The 15,971-nt window shown below is 41.6% G+C and carries 16 protein-coding genes; all 16 read left to right on the top strand.

Annotated features, from left to right (window positions below):
- The first annotated feature begins 89 nt into the window (after positions 1–89).
- Positions 90–1,373 carry a phage portal protein gene (locus tag G5B60_RS05610; RefSeq protein ID WP_164683091.1) on the top strand — a complete coding sequence of 428 codons (1,284 nt, stop codon included), beginning with the start codon at positions 90–92 and terminating at the stop codon, positions 1,371–1,373.
- Complete coding sequence (locus G5B60_RS05605; RefSeq protein WP_164683089.1) at positions 1,366–2,061, top strand: head maturation protease, ClpP-related; 696 nt, start codon at positions 1,366–1,368, stop codon at positions 2,059–2,061. The genes G5B60_RS05610 and G5B60_RS05605 overlap by 8 nt, the downstream gene beginning before the upstream one ends.
- An 18-nt stretch (positions 2,062–2,079) precedes the next feature.
- Positions 2,080–3,285 carry a phage major capsid protein gene (locus G5B60_RS05600; RefSeq protein ID WP_164683088.1) on the top strand — a complete coding sequence of 402 codons (1,206 nt, stop codon included), beginning with the start codon at positions 2,080–2,082 and terminating at the stop codon, positions 3,283–3,285.
- Positions 3,286–3,287: 2 nt separating this feature from the next.
- The gene (locus G5B60_RS05595) at positions 3,288–3,545 is read left to right on the top strand and encodes a head-tail connector protein (protein ID WP_164684210.1); all 258 of its coding nucleotides are present in this window, start codon (positions 3,288–3,290) and stop codon (positions 3,543–3,545) included.
- On the top strand, positions 3,545–3,883 hold the full coding sequence (locus G5B60_RS05590) for a head-tail adaptor protein (RefSeq protein WP_164683086.1): 339 nt from the start codon (positions 3,545–3,547) through the stop codon (positions 3,881–3,883). The genes G5B60_RS05595 and G5B60_RS05590 overlap by 1 nt, the downstream gene beginning before the upstream one ends.
- Positions 3,876–4,244 (top strand): HK97 gp10 family phage protein, encoded by a 369-nt coding sequence (locus G5B60_RS05585; RefSeq protein ID WP_164683084.1) that lies wholly within the window; start codon positions 3,876–3,878, stop codon positions 4,242–4,244. Before G5B60_RS05590 ends, G5B60_RS05585 begins: the two co-directional genes overlap by 8 nt.
- A 6-nt stretch (positions 4,245–4,250) precedes the next feature.
- Complete coding sequence (locus G5B60_RS05580; protein ID WP_164683082.1) at positions 4,251–4,577, top strand: hypothetical protein; 327 nt, start codon at positions 4,251–4,253, stop codon at positions 4,575–4,577.
- Position 4,578: 1 nt separating this feature from the next.
- Positions 4,579–5,148: a major tail protein gene (locus tag G5B60_RS05575; protein WP_164683080.1), complete on the top strand. Its 570-nt coding sequence runs from the start codon at positions 4,579–4,581 to the stop codon at positions 5,146–5,148.
- Between the two features lie 11 nt (positions 5,149–5,159).
- Complete coding sequence (locus G5B60_RS05570; protein ID WP_014638110.1) at positions 5,160–5,579, top strand: hypothetical protein; 420 nt, start codon at positions 5,160–5,162, stop codon at positions 5,577–5,579.
- Between the two features lie 182 nt (positions 5,580–5,761).
- Positions 5,762–8,881 (top strand): phage tail tape measure protein, encoded by a 3,120-nt coding sequence (locus G5B60_RS05565; RefSeq protein WP_164683078.1) that lies wholly within the window; start codon positions 5,762–5,764, stop codon positions 8,879–8,881.
- Entirely contained in the window at positions 8,878–9,600 is a 723-nt protein-coding gene (locus G5B60_RS05560; RefSeq protein ID WP_164683077.1) for a phage tail protein, read from the top strand. The genes G5B60_RS05565 and G5B60_RS05560 overlap by 4 nt, the downstream gene beginning before the upstream one ends.
- Positions 9,600–13,307, top strand: a complete 3,708-nt coding sequence (locus G5B60_RS05555) for a phage tail spike protein (protein ID WP_164683075.1) — start codon at positions 9,600–9,602, stop codon at positions 13,305–13,307. Before G5B60_RS05560 ends, G5B60_RS05555 begins: the two co-directional genes overlap by 1 nt.
- 12 nt (positions 13,308–13,319) lie before the next feature.
- Positions 13,320–13,526: a hypothetical protein gene (locus G5B60_RS05550; protein ID WP_002943561.1), complete on the top strand. Its 207-nt coding sequence runs from the start codon at positions 13,320–13,322 to the stop codon at positions 13,524–13,526.
- Between the two features lie 5 nt (positions 13,527–13,531).
- Positions 13,532–13,900 (top strand): hypothetical protein, encoded by a 369-nt coding sequence (locus G5B60_RS05545; RefSeq protein ID WP_024407620.1) that lies wholly within the window; start codon positions 13,532–13,534, stop codon positions 13,898–13,900.
- Complete coding sequence (locus G5B60_RS05540; RefSeq protein ID WP_164683066.1) at positions 13,878–14,273, top strand: phage holin family protein; 396 nt, start codon at positions 13,878–13,880, stop codon at positions 14,271–14,273. The genes G5B60_RS05545 and G5B60_RS05540 overlap by 23 nt, the downstream gene beginning before the upstream one ends.
- 6 nt (positions 14,274–14,279) lie before the next feature.
- A complete protein-coding gene (locus G5B60_RS05535; protein WP_164683064.1) occupies positions 14,280–15,749 on the top strand; it encodes a LysM peptidoglycan-binding domain-containing protein in 1,470 nt (489 codons plus the stop codon).
- The last annotated feature ends 222 nt before the right edge of the window (positions 15,750–15,971 follow it).

Below are 15,971 nucleotides of genomic sequence, written 5' to 3'. Positions count from 1 at the left end.
TTCTTGAAGAAGGAGAGATGAAAACCATCTAAGAATAAACGAAAAGCACTTCAATTGAGGTGCTTTTTTCGTACTCAAAAGGAGGAAGTATGGGACTACTAGATTTACTGGGACGTAAGCGTGCTAGAGATAAACCACGAAATAGCTATGAAGGTCAGGACTTCTCATATCTATTTGGACGAACGACCAGTGGGGAGAATGTGGACGAGTTTAAAGCTATGCAGACGACTGCTGTTTATGCTTGTGTCCGTATCTTAGCTGAAGCAGTAGCTTCACTACCCATTCATGTTTATGAGAGAACGGCAACTGGAAAGGAGAAGAAGGTGGAACATCCCCTTTATTTTCTCTTACATGATGAACCTAACTCTGAGATGTCATCCTTTGTCTTTAGAGAAACCTTGATGACCCATCTATTGATATGGGGAAATGCCTATGTCCAGATTATCCGAGATAGGAGTGGACAAGTTATCAGTCTTTACCCACTCTTACCAGATAAGATGTCTGTTCATCGAGACGAGAGTGGTAAGCTCTATTACAAATACAAGCGTCAGTCAGAGGAAAATCCAAACTTTAAGGAAAAAGGAGATGCTATTTTGAAAGCTGAGGATGTTCTCCATGTTCCAGGTCTGGGTTTTGATGGATTGATTGGCTATTCTCCAATTGCCCTTGCAAAAAATGCCATCGGTATGACCTTGGCTACGGAAAACTATGGTGCATCATTCTTTAAGAATGGTGCAAATCCTGGTGGTGTTTTGGAACACCCAGGGATTCTCAAAGATCCCAAACGAGTGAGAGATTCATGGAATGCAGTCTACAATGGGGTAACCAATGCCCATAAAGTGGCAGTTCTTGAGGAAGGGATGAAATACACTCAAGTAGGCATACCACCTGAAGAAGCTCAGTTTCTTCAGACAAGAAAATTCCAAATCAATGAAATTGCAAGGCTCTACCGCATTCCACCTCATATGGTTGGCGACTTGGAGAAATCCTCATTTTCAAACATTGAGCAACAATCTCTAGAATTTGTTAAATATACCTTAGACCCTTGGGTAGTTCGTTTCGAACAGGCTTTCAAGAGGTCTCTTTTTTTACCTGAAGAAAAGAAAACCTACTTTGTGAAGTTTAATGTGGATGGTCTTCTTCGTGGTGACTATCAGAGTCGAATGAATGGTTATGCGATTGGGAGACAAAATGGCTGGCTATCGACGAATGATATACGTGAACTTGAGGACTTGAACCTCCTTTCAGATGAGGAAGGAGGTAATCTCTACTTGATAAACGGAAACATGACGAAACTGAAGGATGCGGGTGGCTTTATGAAACAAGGACCAGTAGAACAAGAAACTCAATCTGAGGAGGATATGAATGCATAAGTTTTGGAATTTTACAGAAGATGATAGTGGTCGAACACTTCGTATTGAAGGACAGATTGCTGATGAGACGTGGTTTGGCGATGAAGTCACACCCCAAGTATTTAAAAATGATTTACATGCAGGAAGTGGAAACATCACCCTCTGGATTAATAGTCCAGGGGGTGATGTTTTTGCGGCTGCTCAAATCTATAACATGTTGATGAATTACAAAGGTGATGTCCATGTAGTGATTGATGGCTTAGCCGCAAGTGCTGCTAGTGTCATTGCTATGGCAGGTACAACGGTTTCTATGAGTCCTGTTGCCATGATGATGATTCACAACCCTTGGACTGTGGCACAAGGTGAAGCCAAGGACATGAAGAAGGTCATTGAAATGTTGGGAGAAATTAAGGAATCCATCATCAATGCCTATGAACTAAGAACAGGACTTTCAAGAACCAAGCTATCATACCTCATGGACTCAGAGTCTTGGTTCAATGCCAAAAAGGCTGTTGAACTAGGCTTTGCGGACAAGATTCTCTTTGACAAACAAGAGGATCAGGGACTGGAGACTGAGAGTTATTCTTTCAGTCGAAATGTTGCCCATCAAGATTTACTTGTAAAAATGCAGGCGAAACTTGAAGTCCTACAACCAAAGAAAATAATCCCTATCAATCAGTTGGAAAAACGATTGAATTTGCTCAAATAACGAAAGGAATATGAACTGATGTCTAAATTACTTGAATTGAAAGAAAAACGTAACCAAGCTTGGCAACAAGCAAAAACCTTCCTTGATTCTGTTCGCTCAGAGGACGGACTGGTATCAGAGGAAGATTCCAAACGCTACGATGACATGGAAGCAAAAATCAACCTCTACAATCAAGAGATTGCTCGGTTGGAACGACAAGAAAAGATTGACCTTGAACTTTCTCAACCAGCCTCACAGGCTCTAATTGGACAACCCACAACAGTTTTGAATGACAAGACTACTGAAGAGGAAAAGAAAGGTGTGGCTTCAGATAGCTATGCCAAGACATTTTGGACAAGTGTCCGTAAGCGTCACTTCTTCGATGTCAAGGATGTCCTTCGAGTTGGGGAGGATACCGAAGGTGGTCATCTAGTTCCAGATGAGTATGAGAAGAAACTGGTTCAAGGATTACAAGAAGAGAATTTCTTCCGTAGCCTTGCGACTGTCATCAAAACCTCTAGTGGTGAGCGTAAGATTCCTGTTGTGACAGGACATGGCTCAGCATCATGGATGGATGAGAATGGTCTCTATCCTGAAACAGAAGAAACCTTTGGTCAGGTGACACTCGACTCCCATAAGATTGGGACTGCCATTCGTATTTCAGAAGAGCTGCTTAACGATTCAGTCTTTGACCTTGAGTCCTATATGACAGCAGAATTTGCGCGTCGTATCGGAACAGAAGAAGAGAAGGCATTCTTGATTGGTGATGGCTCTAAGAAACCAACTGGTATCTTTACTCAGGCAGATGTAACTGGTCCAACGACTGCTACAAAGGATATTACCTTTGACGATATGATTGAACTGTATCATTCTCTACCTGCACCATATCGTAAGAACGCAGTTTGGATTTTACATGATACAACTGTCAAAGCTATCCGTAAACTCAAGGACAACAACGGTAATTACATTTGGCAGCCATCCACTCAAGCTGGACAACCAGATTTGATTTTTAATCGTCCATACTACACATCCACATTTGCCCCACTTCCTGAAGCAGGAAACAAAGCCATTGCATTTGGTGATTTCTCTTATTATTGGATTGCGGATCGTCAGGGTCGTACCTTCAAACGTCTGAATGAACTCTATGCCAATAATGGACAGATTGGTTTTCTTGCTTCACAACGTGTGGATGGTAAGTTAGTCCTACCTGAAGCCGTTAAGACTTTAACTGTGAAGGCTAAGTAATGATGGTCAGTTTAGTAGAAGCAAAACAGTATCTCAAAGTGGAACACGATGATGAGGATGGACTGATTGAGCAATTGCTTGAAACCAGTCAACAACTCTGTGAAGATATTTTGCGACAATCAATTTATTCAGAAGTTATAAAGACGGCAATCCTATATGGGGTTGCCTATCTTTATGAACATAGAGAAGATGCAAATCATAGAGAGTTGAAGGAGACGCTTTATCACTTATTGTTGGCTGAACGAAAGGATGTGTTCTGATGAAGATTGCACCTTTGAGGGAACGCTTGTCGTTTCATGTTCGACAGATTGTTCAAGATGAGATTGGCAATGAAAGTTCGACTTGGATACCTTTATTTGAACGGTGGTGCTCTTGTCGTCCTCTTACCTTGACCGAAAGGGATGGGAGGGTGACGAAACTGGAACAAGAGAAAGTCCAGTTCACCCTCAGGTATGAAAAAGCAATTCTTGGACTTCATTCCTTAACGACTCGCATTAAATTTCGTGGTCAAACCTATGAGATTGAGTCGATTGATGGAGATACAGTGCCAAGGCAACTGATTTACATCGTCGCCATTAAGGAGGAGAGTTATGACTAGAATTGAATTGGGTGCACTAGAATCTGCCATCGCAAATGAGCTAGCTGAATATGTGCAGAACACCACAGAGGTGATGCGTGAAGTTGTAGAGGAAGTCACTGAGGAGTCTATTGAAACCTTGAAAGCAACGTCACCTAGAAAGAGTGGTTCCTATGCCAAAGGGTGGAAGAGTAAAGCAACGATTGATACCAGTACAGGTCTAACCAAAACCATTCATAATCGAACGCCAGGCCTGACGCATCTATTAGAAAATGGTCATGCCAAAAGCTCTGGTGGGCGAGTTGAGGGAATCAAGCATATCGCACCTGTTGAGAAACAAGCGATACAATCCTTAGAAGAAAAGCTGAGAAAGCGAGTGTGATAAGACATGTTCCTAAGTGAAATGTACTCCATTCTCAAAGAATTACAGCTTCCAGTTGCCTACCATCATTTTGAAGAAGGGAGTCGTCCAAGACCACCGTATCTGGTATATTTGGTGACTGATTCAGATAATCATGGTGCAGACAATTGGACTTATCATAAGCAGAACAACCTGCAAGTGGAACTCTATACCACTAAGAAAGATTTAGCAACTGAACAAAAGGTGGAGTCATTATTTGACAGCCACCTTATTTATTTTGAAAAAGTAGAGACCTATATCTCATCTGAGAAACTCTATCAAATAACCTATTACATCACATTACATGGAGGATAATATGGCTGAAAAGAATAAGGTCACCTTTGGACTACAAGATGTCCATTGGGCAGAAGTTACAAGCGAAGGTTCTGATGGTGCGTTGACATACGGCAATATGGAACGCCTTCGTGGTGCTGCAGAATTAACCCTAGAACCAACAGGCGACAAGGGGTCTTATAAGGCAGACAATATCAATTTTTATACTACTGAGTCAAACGATGGTTATGAAGGAACGCTAAAAGTTGCTCTTCTAACGCAAGAATTTTTGACTCGAGTCCTTGGAGAACAGTTGGATGCGACGACAAATACCATTTCAGAAATCGCAAACAGCGAAAAGAAAAATTTTGCATTGATGTTCCGTTTTGAAGGGGATAAAAAAGAAACATTACACGTTTTGTATTATTGTTACGCATCTCGTCCGACTGTTGGTTCGAAAACCAAGTCAGGTTCGGATATCAATGAGGTAGAGTTGACCTTTACTGCCAGTCCTCGCCCACTTGATAAGGTAGTACGTAGACGAACAACAGAGGAAACGAGCGATGAGATACGTCAAAACTGGTTCAAGGCAGTTTTTGAACCTCGTAAGTAAGGGAGAAGGCAATGAGAGAAAGCATTACCATAGCAGGAACGACCTACGAGTTAGCAACCAATGCCTACACCCCAATCGCCTATAAAGAGCAGTTTGGCAAGGACTATTTCCAAGATTTATTCTCGATGGTCAATAGTCAAGCAATCCTCGCAAAACTTGACCAGTTGGAAGAAGGAGAAGATTTACAGGCACATCATATTGATGTTTCAATTTTGTCTGATTTCGACATGACATTTTTCCATCGGATTTTTTGGGTCTTTGCGAAGTCAGCCAATCCACGAGTGAAACCATTTGTGGATTTTTATATGGAGATGGAAGAATTTCCAGTGCAGGATATTGCCCCGGTCTTGATGAATATGTTGAACCAAGGGATGTCAACCAGAAAAAAGCAGATGAAACAGAAACAGCGAGTGAGGAAATCTTCACAGTAGAGAGCTATTTCTCCTGTTGTAAGGAGACTGGTCTGACCATTGACGATTTAAAACATATCTCTATTGGGATGGCACTTGACTACCAAACGGATTATGTGGAGATGCGTACTCGGGAAACTTCTCAAACACGCCCAGCAACTCAAGCTGATTTTGATAATTTCTGATGGTAGAAAGGAGGGACTATGGCTGGAAACATAAAGGGAATTACGATTGAAATTGGTGGCGATACCCAACCTTTACAAGATGCCCTAAAGGGTGTAAACAAACAAGCATCTGAAGCTACCAAAGAACTAAGACAGATTGATAAGGCTCTCAAGTTTGATACAGGCAATGTCACTCTCCTTACTCAAAAGCAGGAAGTATTAGCTAAACAAGTTGAAACAACTCGAGAAAAGCTAGCGACATTAAGGCAAGCACAAGCTCAGGTTGAGGCTCAGTTTAAGGCAGGTACCATTGGAGCAGACCAGTACAGAGCCTTTCAACGGGAGCTTGAAACCACCAAAAATGTTCTGACTAGTTATGAGGGTAAACTTGCAAGTGTCACACGTACCATTTCTGAAAACGGCAGCCAGGTTGAAAGTAATAAGGCTAAACTACAAGCACTTCAGGCAGAACAGGCTCAATTAGTATCTGAGAGTGAGAAATTAACAAGTACATTTAAGCTTCAAGAATCAGCTCTTAACTCAAACGCAAGTGAGTCCGATAAGCTAGCACTTGCCCATCAAAAGGTGACTGGGCATTCAGAGATATTGGAGCGACAGATTCAAAATTTAGAGAAACAACTGGAGCTGACAAAGAGTGAATTTGGTGATCAGTCAATAGAAGCCAATAAACTGGAGAAAACACTCAATGAAACCAAGGTAGCCTACAACCACCTTCAAAATGAGATGGAAGAAATGGCATCTAGTTCAGATGTTGCAAAGTCTAGTCTATCTGAAACCAATCAGCTCCTTAAAGCTGACCTCCTAATGGAGTTTGGTGACCAAATTAGTGAATTATCTCAGAAACTAGTTGATTTTGGGAAACAATCCTTGGATGCCTTTCTTGAGATAGATGAAGGGATGGACGTGATTGTCACAAAGACAGGGGCAACTGGAGCTGCCCTTGACGAGATGACTGATATGGCTAAGCAGCTTGCGACAGAGATACCGACCGATTTCAATACCGCAGGAACTGCAGTTGGGTTATTGAATACGCAATTCGATTTAACAGGTGATGCCCTAAAATCAGCATCCACCCAGTTGATTCAGTTCTCAGAAATCAATGGTAGTGATGTTTCAAGCTCTGCAATTTCTGCAAAACAAGCCATTGAAGCATATGGCTTGCAGGCTAGTGATTTGGCAAGGGTTCTCGATACAGTCACTTACACAAGTCAAGAAACTGGAGTCGGTGTTCAGGAATTGATGGATAAGGCAGTTGCAGGAGCACCTCAGATAAAATCACTCGGTTTGTTATTTGATGATGGTGTGACCCTTATGGGGCGGTTTGAGAAAGCAGGTGTGGATTCATCTGCGGCTCTCTCTTCATTATCCAAAGCAGCAGTAGCATATGCCAAAGATGGCTTGACACTAAAAGATGGCTTGGCTGGGACGGTTGAACAAATCAAACAATCCACCAGTGAGACAGAAGCACTGTCTTTGGCATCAGAAGTATTTGGCAGTAAAGCGGCTCCACGAATGGTTGATGCCATTAAACGAGGAGCTTTAACATTTGAAGACCTAGCAGGAACAGCGGAAAAAGCTGCAGGTATTGTCACTCAAACCTACGAGGGTACGCTTGATCCAATTGACCAGTTCACAACAGCACAAAATAGTGCCAAGTTGGCAATGGGAGAAATAGGTGATGCAATTGCCTCAACACTTGCCCCAGTATTACAAATCTTGGCGGAGTTATTGCAGCAGGTTGCGACATGGTTTTCTGGTCTTTCAGAACCGATTAAACAGTTCTTGGTAATTGTCGGACTTCTAGTTGCTGGTTTTGGGTTATTACTCCCAGTTTTTCTTGCTCTCCAAGCTGCCGCTATGGCTATGGGAACAACCATTGTCGGTTTACTAACGGCAGCAGCTCCCATAGTAGGTATGGTTTTAGGAGTAATTGCGGTTATAGCCCTCTTGGTTGTTGGGATTCAACAGCTCTGGCAACATAACGAAGGATTTCGGGCGGCTGTCATGGAAATATGGACGGCTATCTCCAGCTTTATATCGACCATCATTCAAGAAGTTTCAAGTTTTATTATGTTCATTTGGGGGACGTTTACTACTTGGTGGAGTGAAAACCAACAACTGATACTTGATGCTGCAAACACAGTATGGAATGCTATTTCAACGGTCATCACAACAGTAATGACAATTCTTGGACCATTGATTCAAGCTAGTTGGGAAAATATCAAACTCATTATCACAACCGCATGGGACATGATAAAGATAGTGGTTGAAACAGCTATAAATGTGGTTCTAGGAATCATTAAAGCTGTGATGCAAATCATAACTGGTGATTGGGCGGGTAGCTGGGAAACGATTAAGCAGGTACTTTCAACGGTATGGGAGGGAATTACATCTCTTATATCTATTGCATTAAACTTCATTGCCCAATTTATTTCAACTGCTTGGACGGGTATCAAGAATACCATCTCAAATATACTGTCTGCCATTAGTTCAGTCATTTCATCTATCTGGTCAGCTATTCAAACGACAATATCCAGTGTCCTGTCTGCGATTGGTTCAACTGTTTCAACTATATGGAATGGTATCAGTAGTACCGTATCTAACATCTTGAATGGGATATCCAATACGGTTTCATCTGTTTGGAATGGTGTGAAAAATACTATTTCAAGTGCGATCAATGGTGCAAAAGATGCCGTGAGTAATGCCATCAATGCCATTAAAAATCTCTTTAACTTTCAAATCAGATGGCCACATATTCCCCTTCCTCATTTTCGAGTGTCAGGTTCAGCCAATCCACTGGATTGGTTAAAGGGTAGAATCCCAAGAATCTCCATTGATTGGTATGCCAAAGGAGGAATTTTAACCAAACCAACCGCATTTGGTGTAAATGGCAATAGCCTAATGGTAGGGGGTGAGGCTGGAAAAGAAGCAGTCTTGCCTTTGAATGAACAAACATTGGGTGCGATTGGTCGAGGAATCGCAAAGACCATGACAAGTAATCTACCAACCATTCACATCACCATTACTGGAAATACGGTAAGAGAAGAGACTGACCTTCATCGACTAGCGGAGATGGTTGGAGAGAAACTCGTTTATGAATTAGAACGTCAGCAAGGATTGAGAGGAGTGAAACCATGATTAGACATAATGCATTAACCATTGGTGGAGTGTCCACGGCTAGTTTTCCTTTTAAGGTAATCGTGGAAGATAGCCCTTCTATCACAGTAAGTGAAAGTAAGACGCAATTGATCGAACACCAAGGTCTGTCAGGAGCGGTTCTTCAAACCAATCCTCGCAGAAGTGTCATGGAACTGAGCTACACCCTCTATCTTGTAAAACCTAGTGAAGAACAACTATTTGCCTTTTTGAAACTATTTTTGAAAGAAGGACTTTGGCTTGAATCAGCAAGTTTTACGACCATACGCTTTTGGTGTTACAAGGTGTATCATTCACCAGTTCAAAAGGATAAGCTGGGAGTCTATGAGCTTAAGGTTACCTTTTCTTGTCGCCCAACCAAGTGGTTCAAAACGACGACCTCGCAGGTGTTTAGAACCAGTGGTGTTTTGCGATGTCAAGGTTCAGCCATCGCTTTTCCAAAGATTACCATAAGTGGCAACTCGAGTAGTGAAACTAGCTTTACGATTGGGGATGATGTCATCCGCTTGGATCGATTACAAGAAACACTCATTATGGATAATAATCCTAGTCAACCTAGTTTTAAGACACAAAGAGGTCAGTTCATTAAATGGGCTGGCGATTTTCTTTCTATAGATGCAGGAAGAAATGACTCAGTTGGAGTTGTCTTAGGTACTGGCATCACATCATTAACAATAGAAACGAATTGGGGGTGGGCTTAATGTTATCATTATTAGACAAAACTGTTCGAACGGCAAAATGGCATGGGAAACCACTCCCAGAGACCATAAAAGCAAGTGTCAAAGAAAACTTGAATGGGGATTTTGTCCTGAATTTTACCTATCCAATCACAGACAGCGGACTATTTCGAGAGTTAAAAGAGGACTACCTCGTTCGTAGCCCAGTTCCAGTATTGGGACACCAGTTGTTTCGGATAAAGAAAGTCATCGAAGGAGACACCAGTCTTGAAGTTGTAGCCTATCATATATCAGATGACATCATGACTAGGTTGTTATCGCCATTTAGGTGTGAACAGGTACCCTGTGCAACAGCTCTATCAAGCATGGTCATGGCAAGCAAGTCTCCACTGGGAGATTTTTCTTTTACCAGCGACATTGTCAAGAACAGAACCTATACAACGGACAAGGAACAGACTCTTTACTCTAACCTGTTGGATGGCAAACATTCTATCCTTGGAACTTGGGAGGGAGAATTGGTTCGAGATAACCTTGCCTTATCAATTAAGAGTGAGCGAGGACAAGACCGTGGAGTTGTTATCTCTACTCACTACAATTTGAAAAAGTATCAGCGAACCAAAGAAAGTTCACAGATTATCACACGTATCCATGCCACTTCAAGCTTTAAACAAGAGGGGCAGGATAGGGAAACTGTCCTTCAAGTCACAGTAGACAGTCCACTGATAAACTCCTATCCTTTCATTAATGAAGTAACCTATACCAATCATCATCTCAGAACTCGTCAAGAGTTAATAGAGTGGGCTAGTAGCAAGTTTCGCTTAGAGGGAATTGATAAGCCAAAAGATGCCATCATCCTTGAGGCATTTGAGTTAGATGGACAAACGGTTCATCTAGGCGATACAGTGACTTTAAAAAGCAAGCTACACGGCATTGATGTGAGGAAGAAAGCTATCGCTTATGATTATGATCCCCTAGCTGATACATATCGCTCTATCACGTTTGATGATAAGGCAAGTATCGGAACAGGTAAAACGGGCGGTAGCTTATCTACACTAGCAAATAATCTCCTTGATGGGAATAAGCGGAGTGAGGATATTGCCATTGAAATTGCCCTTGAGAATGCCAACAGAGCCTTTGACGCAGAATTTGAGAATCGTCAGACAGCTATTGATAATGCCATCCTTCAGGCTCAAAGTCGTGGGGAGGTCTATGCGGATCGATTAAAGGCTAGCATTGATAGTGAACTTTCTACTATTCACCAACAGATGCGGCAACAAGAAGAGGAACAGCAACGCACAACTCGTGATTTATTGGCGAAGACTGGGGTAAATACTGACCTAGCCACAGAAGCCAAGCAAAAGGCAGAACAGGCTCAAACTGGGGCAACTGAAGCCCTCAGAAGGGCAGCACAAGCCAAGCTTGATGCCATTCAAGAAACCAATCGTTTAGTAGACAGTGTTCAGTCTCTTTTAAAGAGTCAGCTTACTTCTCAGCAAACACTCATCAATCAAACGACTTCAGGAATTGAACAGTTATCAACCAAACTGACTGAGACAAATGGCAAGTTGACAAGTGCAGAAACAAGAATCCGCCAGTTGGTAAATGAGGTGTCCTCAAAAGTCAGTCAAACTGACTTTAATATCGTGAAACGTACTCTTGAAGGACATACCACATCCATACAACAGACGCAACAATCCGTTTTGCTTAAGGCTGACAAGACAGTTCTTGAGGGTGTCAAAACAACCGCTGACAATGCCTTGGCTAAGGCCAACACAAATGCAAGTCAGATTATTCAAACCAAGGCTGATTTACGGATTGCCAATGATGCCATTTCACAGAAAGTCGCAAAAACTGATTTTAATAGTTTAACTGGTCGAGTAGCAAGTGCAGAAACCACTATCCGAACACAGGCTGGGCTAATTGAACAACGGTTAACAAGTACGCAGGTTGAATCTGCCATTAACTCAAAAGGCTACCAAACTAAGGCACAGGTTGATTCTAATATTACGGGTCGTGGCTATCTTACAAGTAGTTCACTACAACCCTATGCGACAACAACTAGTGTGCAGAATTTGGTCAAAACAACATCTGATAGCTTTATCCAACGTATCAGTCAAACGGAAAGTAGAATCCCTACCTCAGTTTCGCATCGCAACTTGATAGCTGGTACTTCGGATAGATGGGGTACTTATCAGACGATAACTACATCAAGTAACTGGACTGTTTTATTGGGTAGAGTTCAATTTGGAGATAGTAGTGGCATTTACGTTGGGTCAAAAGTTCATTTATATGTTCATCTTGCGGCGGATGACATTACATTTGACCCTGCCGTGACAAACCGTTTTATGAGACTCCAAGGTCCAATTTTGGATAATCAGAATACCTGGACCTGGATCAACTGGAATTTGTATCACCCTTTCTATAATAAGTGGAGCAGCAATCTTTCAACTGGTAACAATTATCGATTGATAAAACTAACCACTACCATCACACAGGAGATGTACCAACATTCAAAAGGATTTGAACTACAAATCAGGATTGATGGTGTTAAGACTGGTAAGTTCCATTTGAGAGCCTTAATGGTATCAACTGGTGATATTTTTCCAGACTATTGGACACCGTCCTTAGACGACTTTACGACAGTAACTGCCTTTCATGAGATGCGAGATACGGTGACAAGTCATACTCGAACAATTGGAAGTCAAACCAATCAAATCAGTCAGGTTGTTCAAACGGCTAATGGGATAGTGACACGAGTCGGAAATCTAGAAACAAGTCGAGCGACAACAGCTACAGTAATTGTCATTCAAACCCAGGTTTCAACACTTGCAGGATCGTGGTCGGTTCGAAATCTGACCAGTGCAGGGACAGTTCTGAGTCAGCTCAATCTCAACAAGGATGGGACAGTCAAGATCGACGGAAAACTCGTCCAAATTACAGGCACAACCTATATCCAAGATGGAGTGATTGCGAGTGGAAAGATTGCAAGTCTTGATGCAGGCAAGATTACGACAGGTATTATCTCAGCAGCTCGAATTGGAGCAGAAGCTGTTACTGCAGACAAGTTAAAGGTTGACCAAGCCTTCTTTACTAAATTTATGGCGACAGAAGCCTACCTCAAGCAGTTGTTTGCCAAATCAGCATTTATTTCCCAAGTACAGACGGTAACCTTATCTGCCAATAAAATATCTGGAGGTATTTTGTCAGCAATCAACGGAGCTATGAAGATTAATCTATCACTTGGAAACATCAAATTCTATACCAACTCTCCATCCATTTCTCGTGAAGTTAGTGGATATCCCCACCAATGGGTTTCCTTTGAGACAGGAACGTCAAACGGGAAACCATGTGGTGTAACCATTATCGGTTCGAATCGATGGAACAACTGGAATGCCAATGACGGAGGTTTTGTAGGGATTCGAGCATGGAATGGTACTGATACCGACCAAATTGATGTGGTAGGTGATAAAGTTCGCTTAGCAAGTGCTCCATATACCAATCCAGATGGGTGGGAGATTGTAACGTTGCCTAACCGACTGAGTATTGATGCCTTTAAAGCATCCGACCGACCAAGTTCCATTTTGAATATCGGAGATATCCGCATCTATCGAAATGGGACAACCTATGTCAGCTTGAAAGACGTACTTCATCAATTCAATCACAATTTTAAACACTTAGTAAACATCACAGGTCGAGGTGACGTCATCTTGACATGGGATACGATTAAATAAAGGAGTTCACAGATGAATCTAGAACAAATCAACCAATCACTAAAACTAACTATCCAGGAGCTTGTCACCAAGTTATCTGATGAAATTACTGCTAAGAACCTCATTGCCATCCAATTGGTCGAAAGGGATGAGGAACTTAGCTTATTGCGTAAAGAAAAACAGGAATTGACTGAGCTGTTAGAAGTTCAGACAAAACCTGAAGAAGGGAAAGGAGAATAGTTATCATGGCACTTCTCAATATTGACAAAGTAACAGAACCATTTGATTTGGAGACAGCTCTCGCTTACATGCGTAAGAATGGAGAGTTCATTCGTTGTAAGACAGCAGAGCAGGATTTTTACATGTATCTTGAAGAAGTAAGGCGACCTGCCATTAAAAATGGAAAGCGGCAGTTGGTTACAACAGAAACAGTTTGGGCCTTTAATCAGTGGGGTAGTACGACATTAACTCTGAACCTTTCTGATTTATTCCATGAATGTTTTTATCTGATGCGGTTTGATGAGAACGGTCAACCGGATTGGTCAGACCCTACCATTGTGCAGGAAGGTTCAGTAGAAAGTGAGGTGACCGATGAAGGAACTGTTAACTCTTAATAAGATTTTATTTTCCATGATTGGAGCCTTGATTGGTAGTCTATTTGGAGAGTTGGATGGTATCTTATATGCCCTACTTGTCTTCATTATTATTGACTATCTAACAGGAATTTTTGCGGCAGTTGTTGAGAAACAATTGTCGAGTAGTATCGGTTTTCGTGGCATCTTTAAAAAGATAGCCATTTTATTTTTAGTTTCACTAGGTCATCTGATTGATACAGCCATTATCAAGCAAGGTGGAACAATACGAACCATGGTTATTTTCTTTTATCTCAGTAATGAGGGGTTAAGTATTCTAGAAAATACCGTTCGAATTGGTTTACCGATACCTGAGAAACTACAAGCAATCTTAAAACAAATCAACGAGAGGTGAGAAGATATGGGAAAACATCTAGTCATTTGTGGTCATGGACAAGGGCGAACAGGCTATGATCCTGGAGCAGTGAATACCAAACTAGGCATCACAGAAGCAGGAAAGGTTCGAGAATTAGCCAAGTTAATGTCTAATTACAGTGGACAACAGATTGATTTTATTACCGAACAAAATGTTTATGATTATCGGAGTATTACTAGTATTGGTAAGGGATACGACTCGATTACTGAATTGCACTTCAATGCCTTTAATGGTAGTGCCAAAGGAACAGAAGTCTTGATTCAATCTTCCTTAGAAGCAGATAAGGAAGATATGGCTATCCTATCTCTCCTTTCACGTTATTTCCAAAATCGTGGCATTAAGAAGGTAGATTGGCTCTATAATACCAACCAAGCAGCAAGTCGTGGATATACTTATCGTTTGGTGGAGATTGCCTTCATCGATAATGAACAAGATATGGCGATTTTTGAGAACAAGAAAGAGGACATTGCGAAAGGTCTTGTATCAGCAATAACAGGAGTTGAAGTCAAGACCATAGTTCCATCGCCCCCCAGTTCAACCGCTGGGAGTTCAGGAACTCCTTCAAAACCAATCTATCTTGTTGGTGATAGTCTTAGGGTGTTGCCTCATGCGACTCATTATCAGACTGGTCAAAAAATCGCCAACTGGGTCAAGGGGCGCACCTACAAAATCCTCCAAGTGAAGAATGTTCACCAGTCCAACAGTAAGAGAGCATATCTACTTGATGGAATCAAGTCATGGGTGCTTGAGCAGGATGTAGAAGGAACAACTAAAGGCCATAGTGAGCAGACCTATCAAGCACAGAAAGGCGATACCTATTATGGAATCGCTCGGAAGTTTGGTTTAACAGTTGATGCTCTTCTAGCGGTAAATGGCTTGAAGAAGACGGATATTTTAAAAGTTGGACAAACTCTAAAGGTCAACGCAGCTTCAAGGACAACACCCGCTATTCCAACCAGTGTTGCAAGTCGTGTGGTTGCGTCCGCTTTATCTAAGGTCGGTCAAAAGGTGACTGTTTCATCTAACCCTTATGGTGGACAGTGTGTTGCCTTGGTGGATAAGATTGTTCAAGAACTTACGGATAAAAATATGTCCTATACGAACGCCATTGATTGTTTGAAAAAAGCAAAATCAAATGGTTTCCAAGTAATCTACGATGCTTGGGGTGTGAATCCTAAAGCAGGTGATTTTTATGTCATTCAGACGGATGGTTTGGTATATGGTCACATTGGTGTCTGTGTGACGGATTCAGATGGAAAAAGTATTGATGGTGTGGAACAGAATATTGATGGTTATTCTGACCATAATATGAACGGTATCAATGACCAATTGGAAATTGGTGGCGGTGGTATCACTCGTCGTGTGAAACGTCAATGGATGGCGGATGGCTCACTCTACGATTCAACTGGAACAGTTAAACTCGGTAAAATTGTAGGTTGGTTTAGAATTTCATAATTATGTTATTAGCCTGGTGGAAACATCAGGCTTTATTTTTTTGCCTTTTTTTCAATAAGTGCGGAAAAATTACTCGCAAACCTACCTAGTAAGGTAGGAGGAATATTTGTATTTCATGAACTATAGCATAAATGTATCAGGTCGAATTAGTTGGTCTGATAACTTGACTAATTTCCTTTTTAGAGTGATATATAGTGTGCCATTACATAGGAAGGAGAGTAA

It is taken from the genome of Streptococcus hyointestinalis, assembly GCF_011039275.1.
Taxonomy (GTDB): domain Bacteria; phylum Bacillota; class Bacilli; order Lactobacillales; family Streptococcaceae; genus Streptococcus; species Streptococcus hyointestinalis_A.
Note: the sequence above shows the minus strand (reverse complement) of the source record. Positions and strands in the feature narration are given on the sequence as shown.

Bases quoted from the DNA above. Each gene is read 5' to 3' on its own strand.
- G5B60_RS05580 (WP_164683082.1), top strand. From the start codon at position 4,251: ATGTTCCTAAGTGAAATGTACTCCATTCTCAAAGAATTACAGCTTCCA.
- G5B60_RS05535 (WP_164683064.1), top strand. From the start codon at position 14,280: ATGGGAAAACATCTAGTCATTTGTGGTCATGGACAAGGGCGAACAGGC.
- G5B60_RS05565 (WP_164683078.1), top strand. From the start codon at position 5,762: ATGGCTGGAAACATAAAGGGAATTACGATTGAAATTGGTGGCGATACC.
- G5B60_RS05585 (WP_164683084.1), top strand. From the start codon at position 3,876: ATGACTAGAATTGAATTGGGTGCACTAGAATCTGCCATCGCAAATGAG.
- G5B60_RS05590 (WP_164683086.1), top strand. From the start codon at position 3,545: ATGAAGATTGCACCTTTGAGGGAACGCTTGTCGTTTCATGTTCGACAG.
- G5B60_RS05540 (WP_164683066.1), top strand. From the start codon at position 13,878: ATGAAGGAACTGTTAACTCTTAATAAGATTTTATTTTCCATGATTGGA.
- G5B60_RS05595 (WP_164684210.1), top strand. From the start codon at position 3,288: ATGGTCAGTTTAGTAGAAGCAAAACAGTATCTCAAAGTGGAACACGAT.
- G5B60_RS05600 (WP_164683088.1), top strand. From the start codon at position 2,080: ATGTCTAAATTACTTGAATTGAAAGAAAAACGTAACCAAGCTTGGCAA.
- G5B60_RS05545 (WP_024407620.1), top strand. From the start codon at position 13,532: ATGGCACTTCTCAATATTGACAAAGTAACAGAACCATTTGATTTGGAG.
- G5B60_RS05560 (WP_164683077.1), top strand. From the start codon at position 8,878: ATGATTAGACATAATGCATTAACCATTGGTGGAGTGTCCACGGCTAGT.
- G5B60_RS05610 (WP_164683091.1), top strand. From the start codon at position 90: ATGGGACTACTAGATTTACTGGGACGTAAGCGTGCTAGAGATAAACCA.
- G5B60_RS05605 (WP_164683089.1), top strand. From the start codon at position 1,366: ATGCATAAGTTTTGGAATTTTACAGAAGATGATAGTGGTCGAACACTT.
- G5B60_RS05550 (WP_002943561.1), top strand. From the start codon at position 13,320: ATGAATCTAGAACAAATCAACCAATCACTAAAACTAACTATCCAGGAG.
- G5B60_RS05570 (WP_014638110.1), top strand. From the start codon at position 5,160: ATGAGAGAAAGCATTACCATAGCAGGAACGACCTACGAGTTAGCAACC.
- G5B60_RS05555 (WP_164683075.1), top strand. From the start codon at position 9,600: ATGTTATCATTATTAGACAAAACTGTTCGAACGGCAAAATGGCATGGG.
- G5B60_RS05575 (WP_164683080.1), top strand. From the start codon at position 4,579: ATGGCTGAAAAGAATAAGGTCACCTTTGGACTACAAGATGTCCATTGG.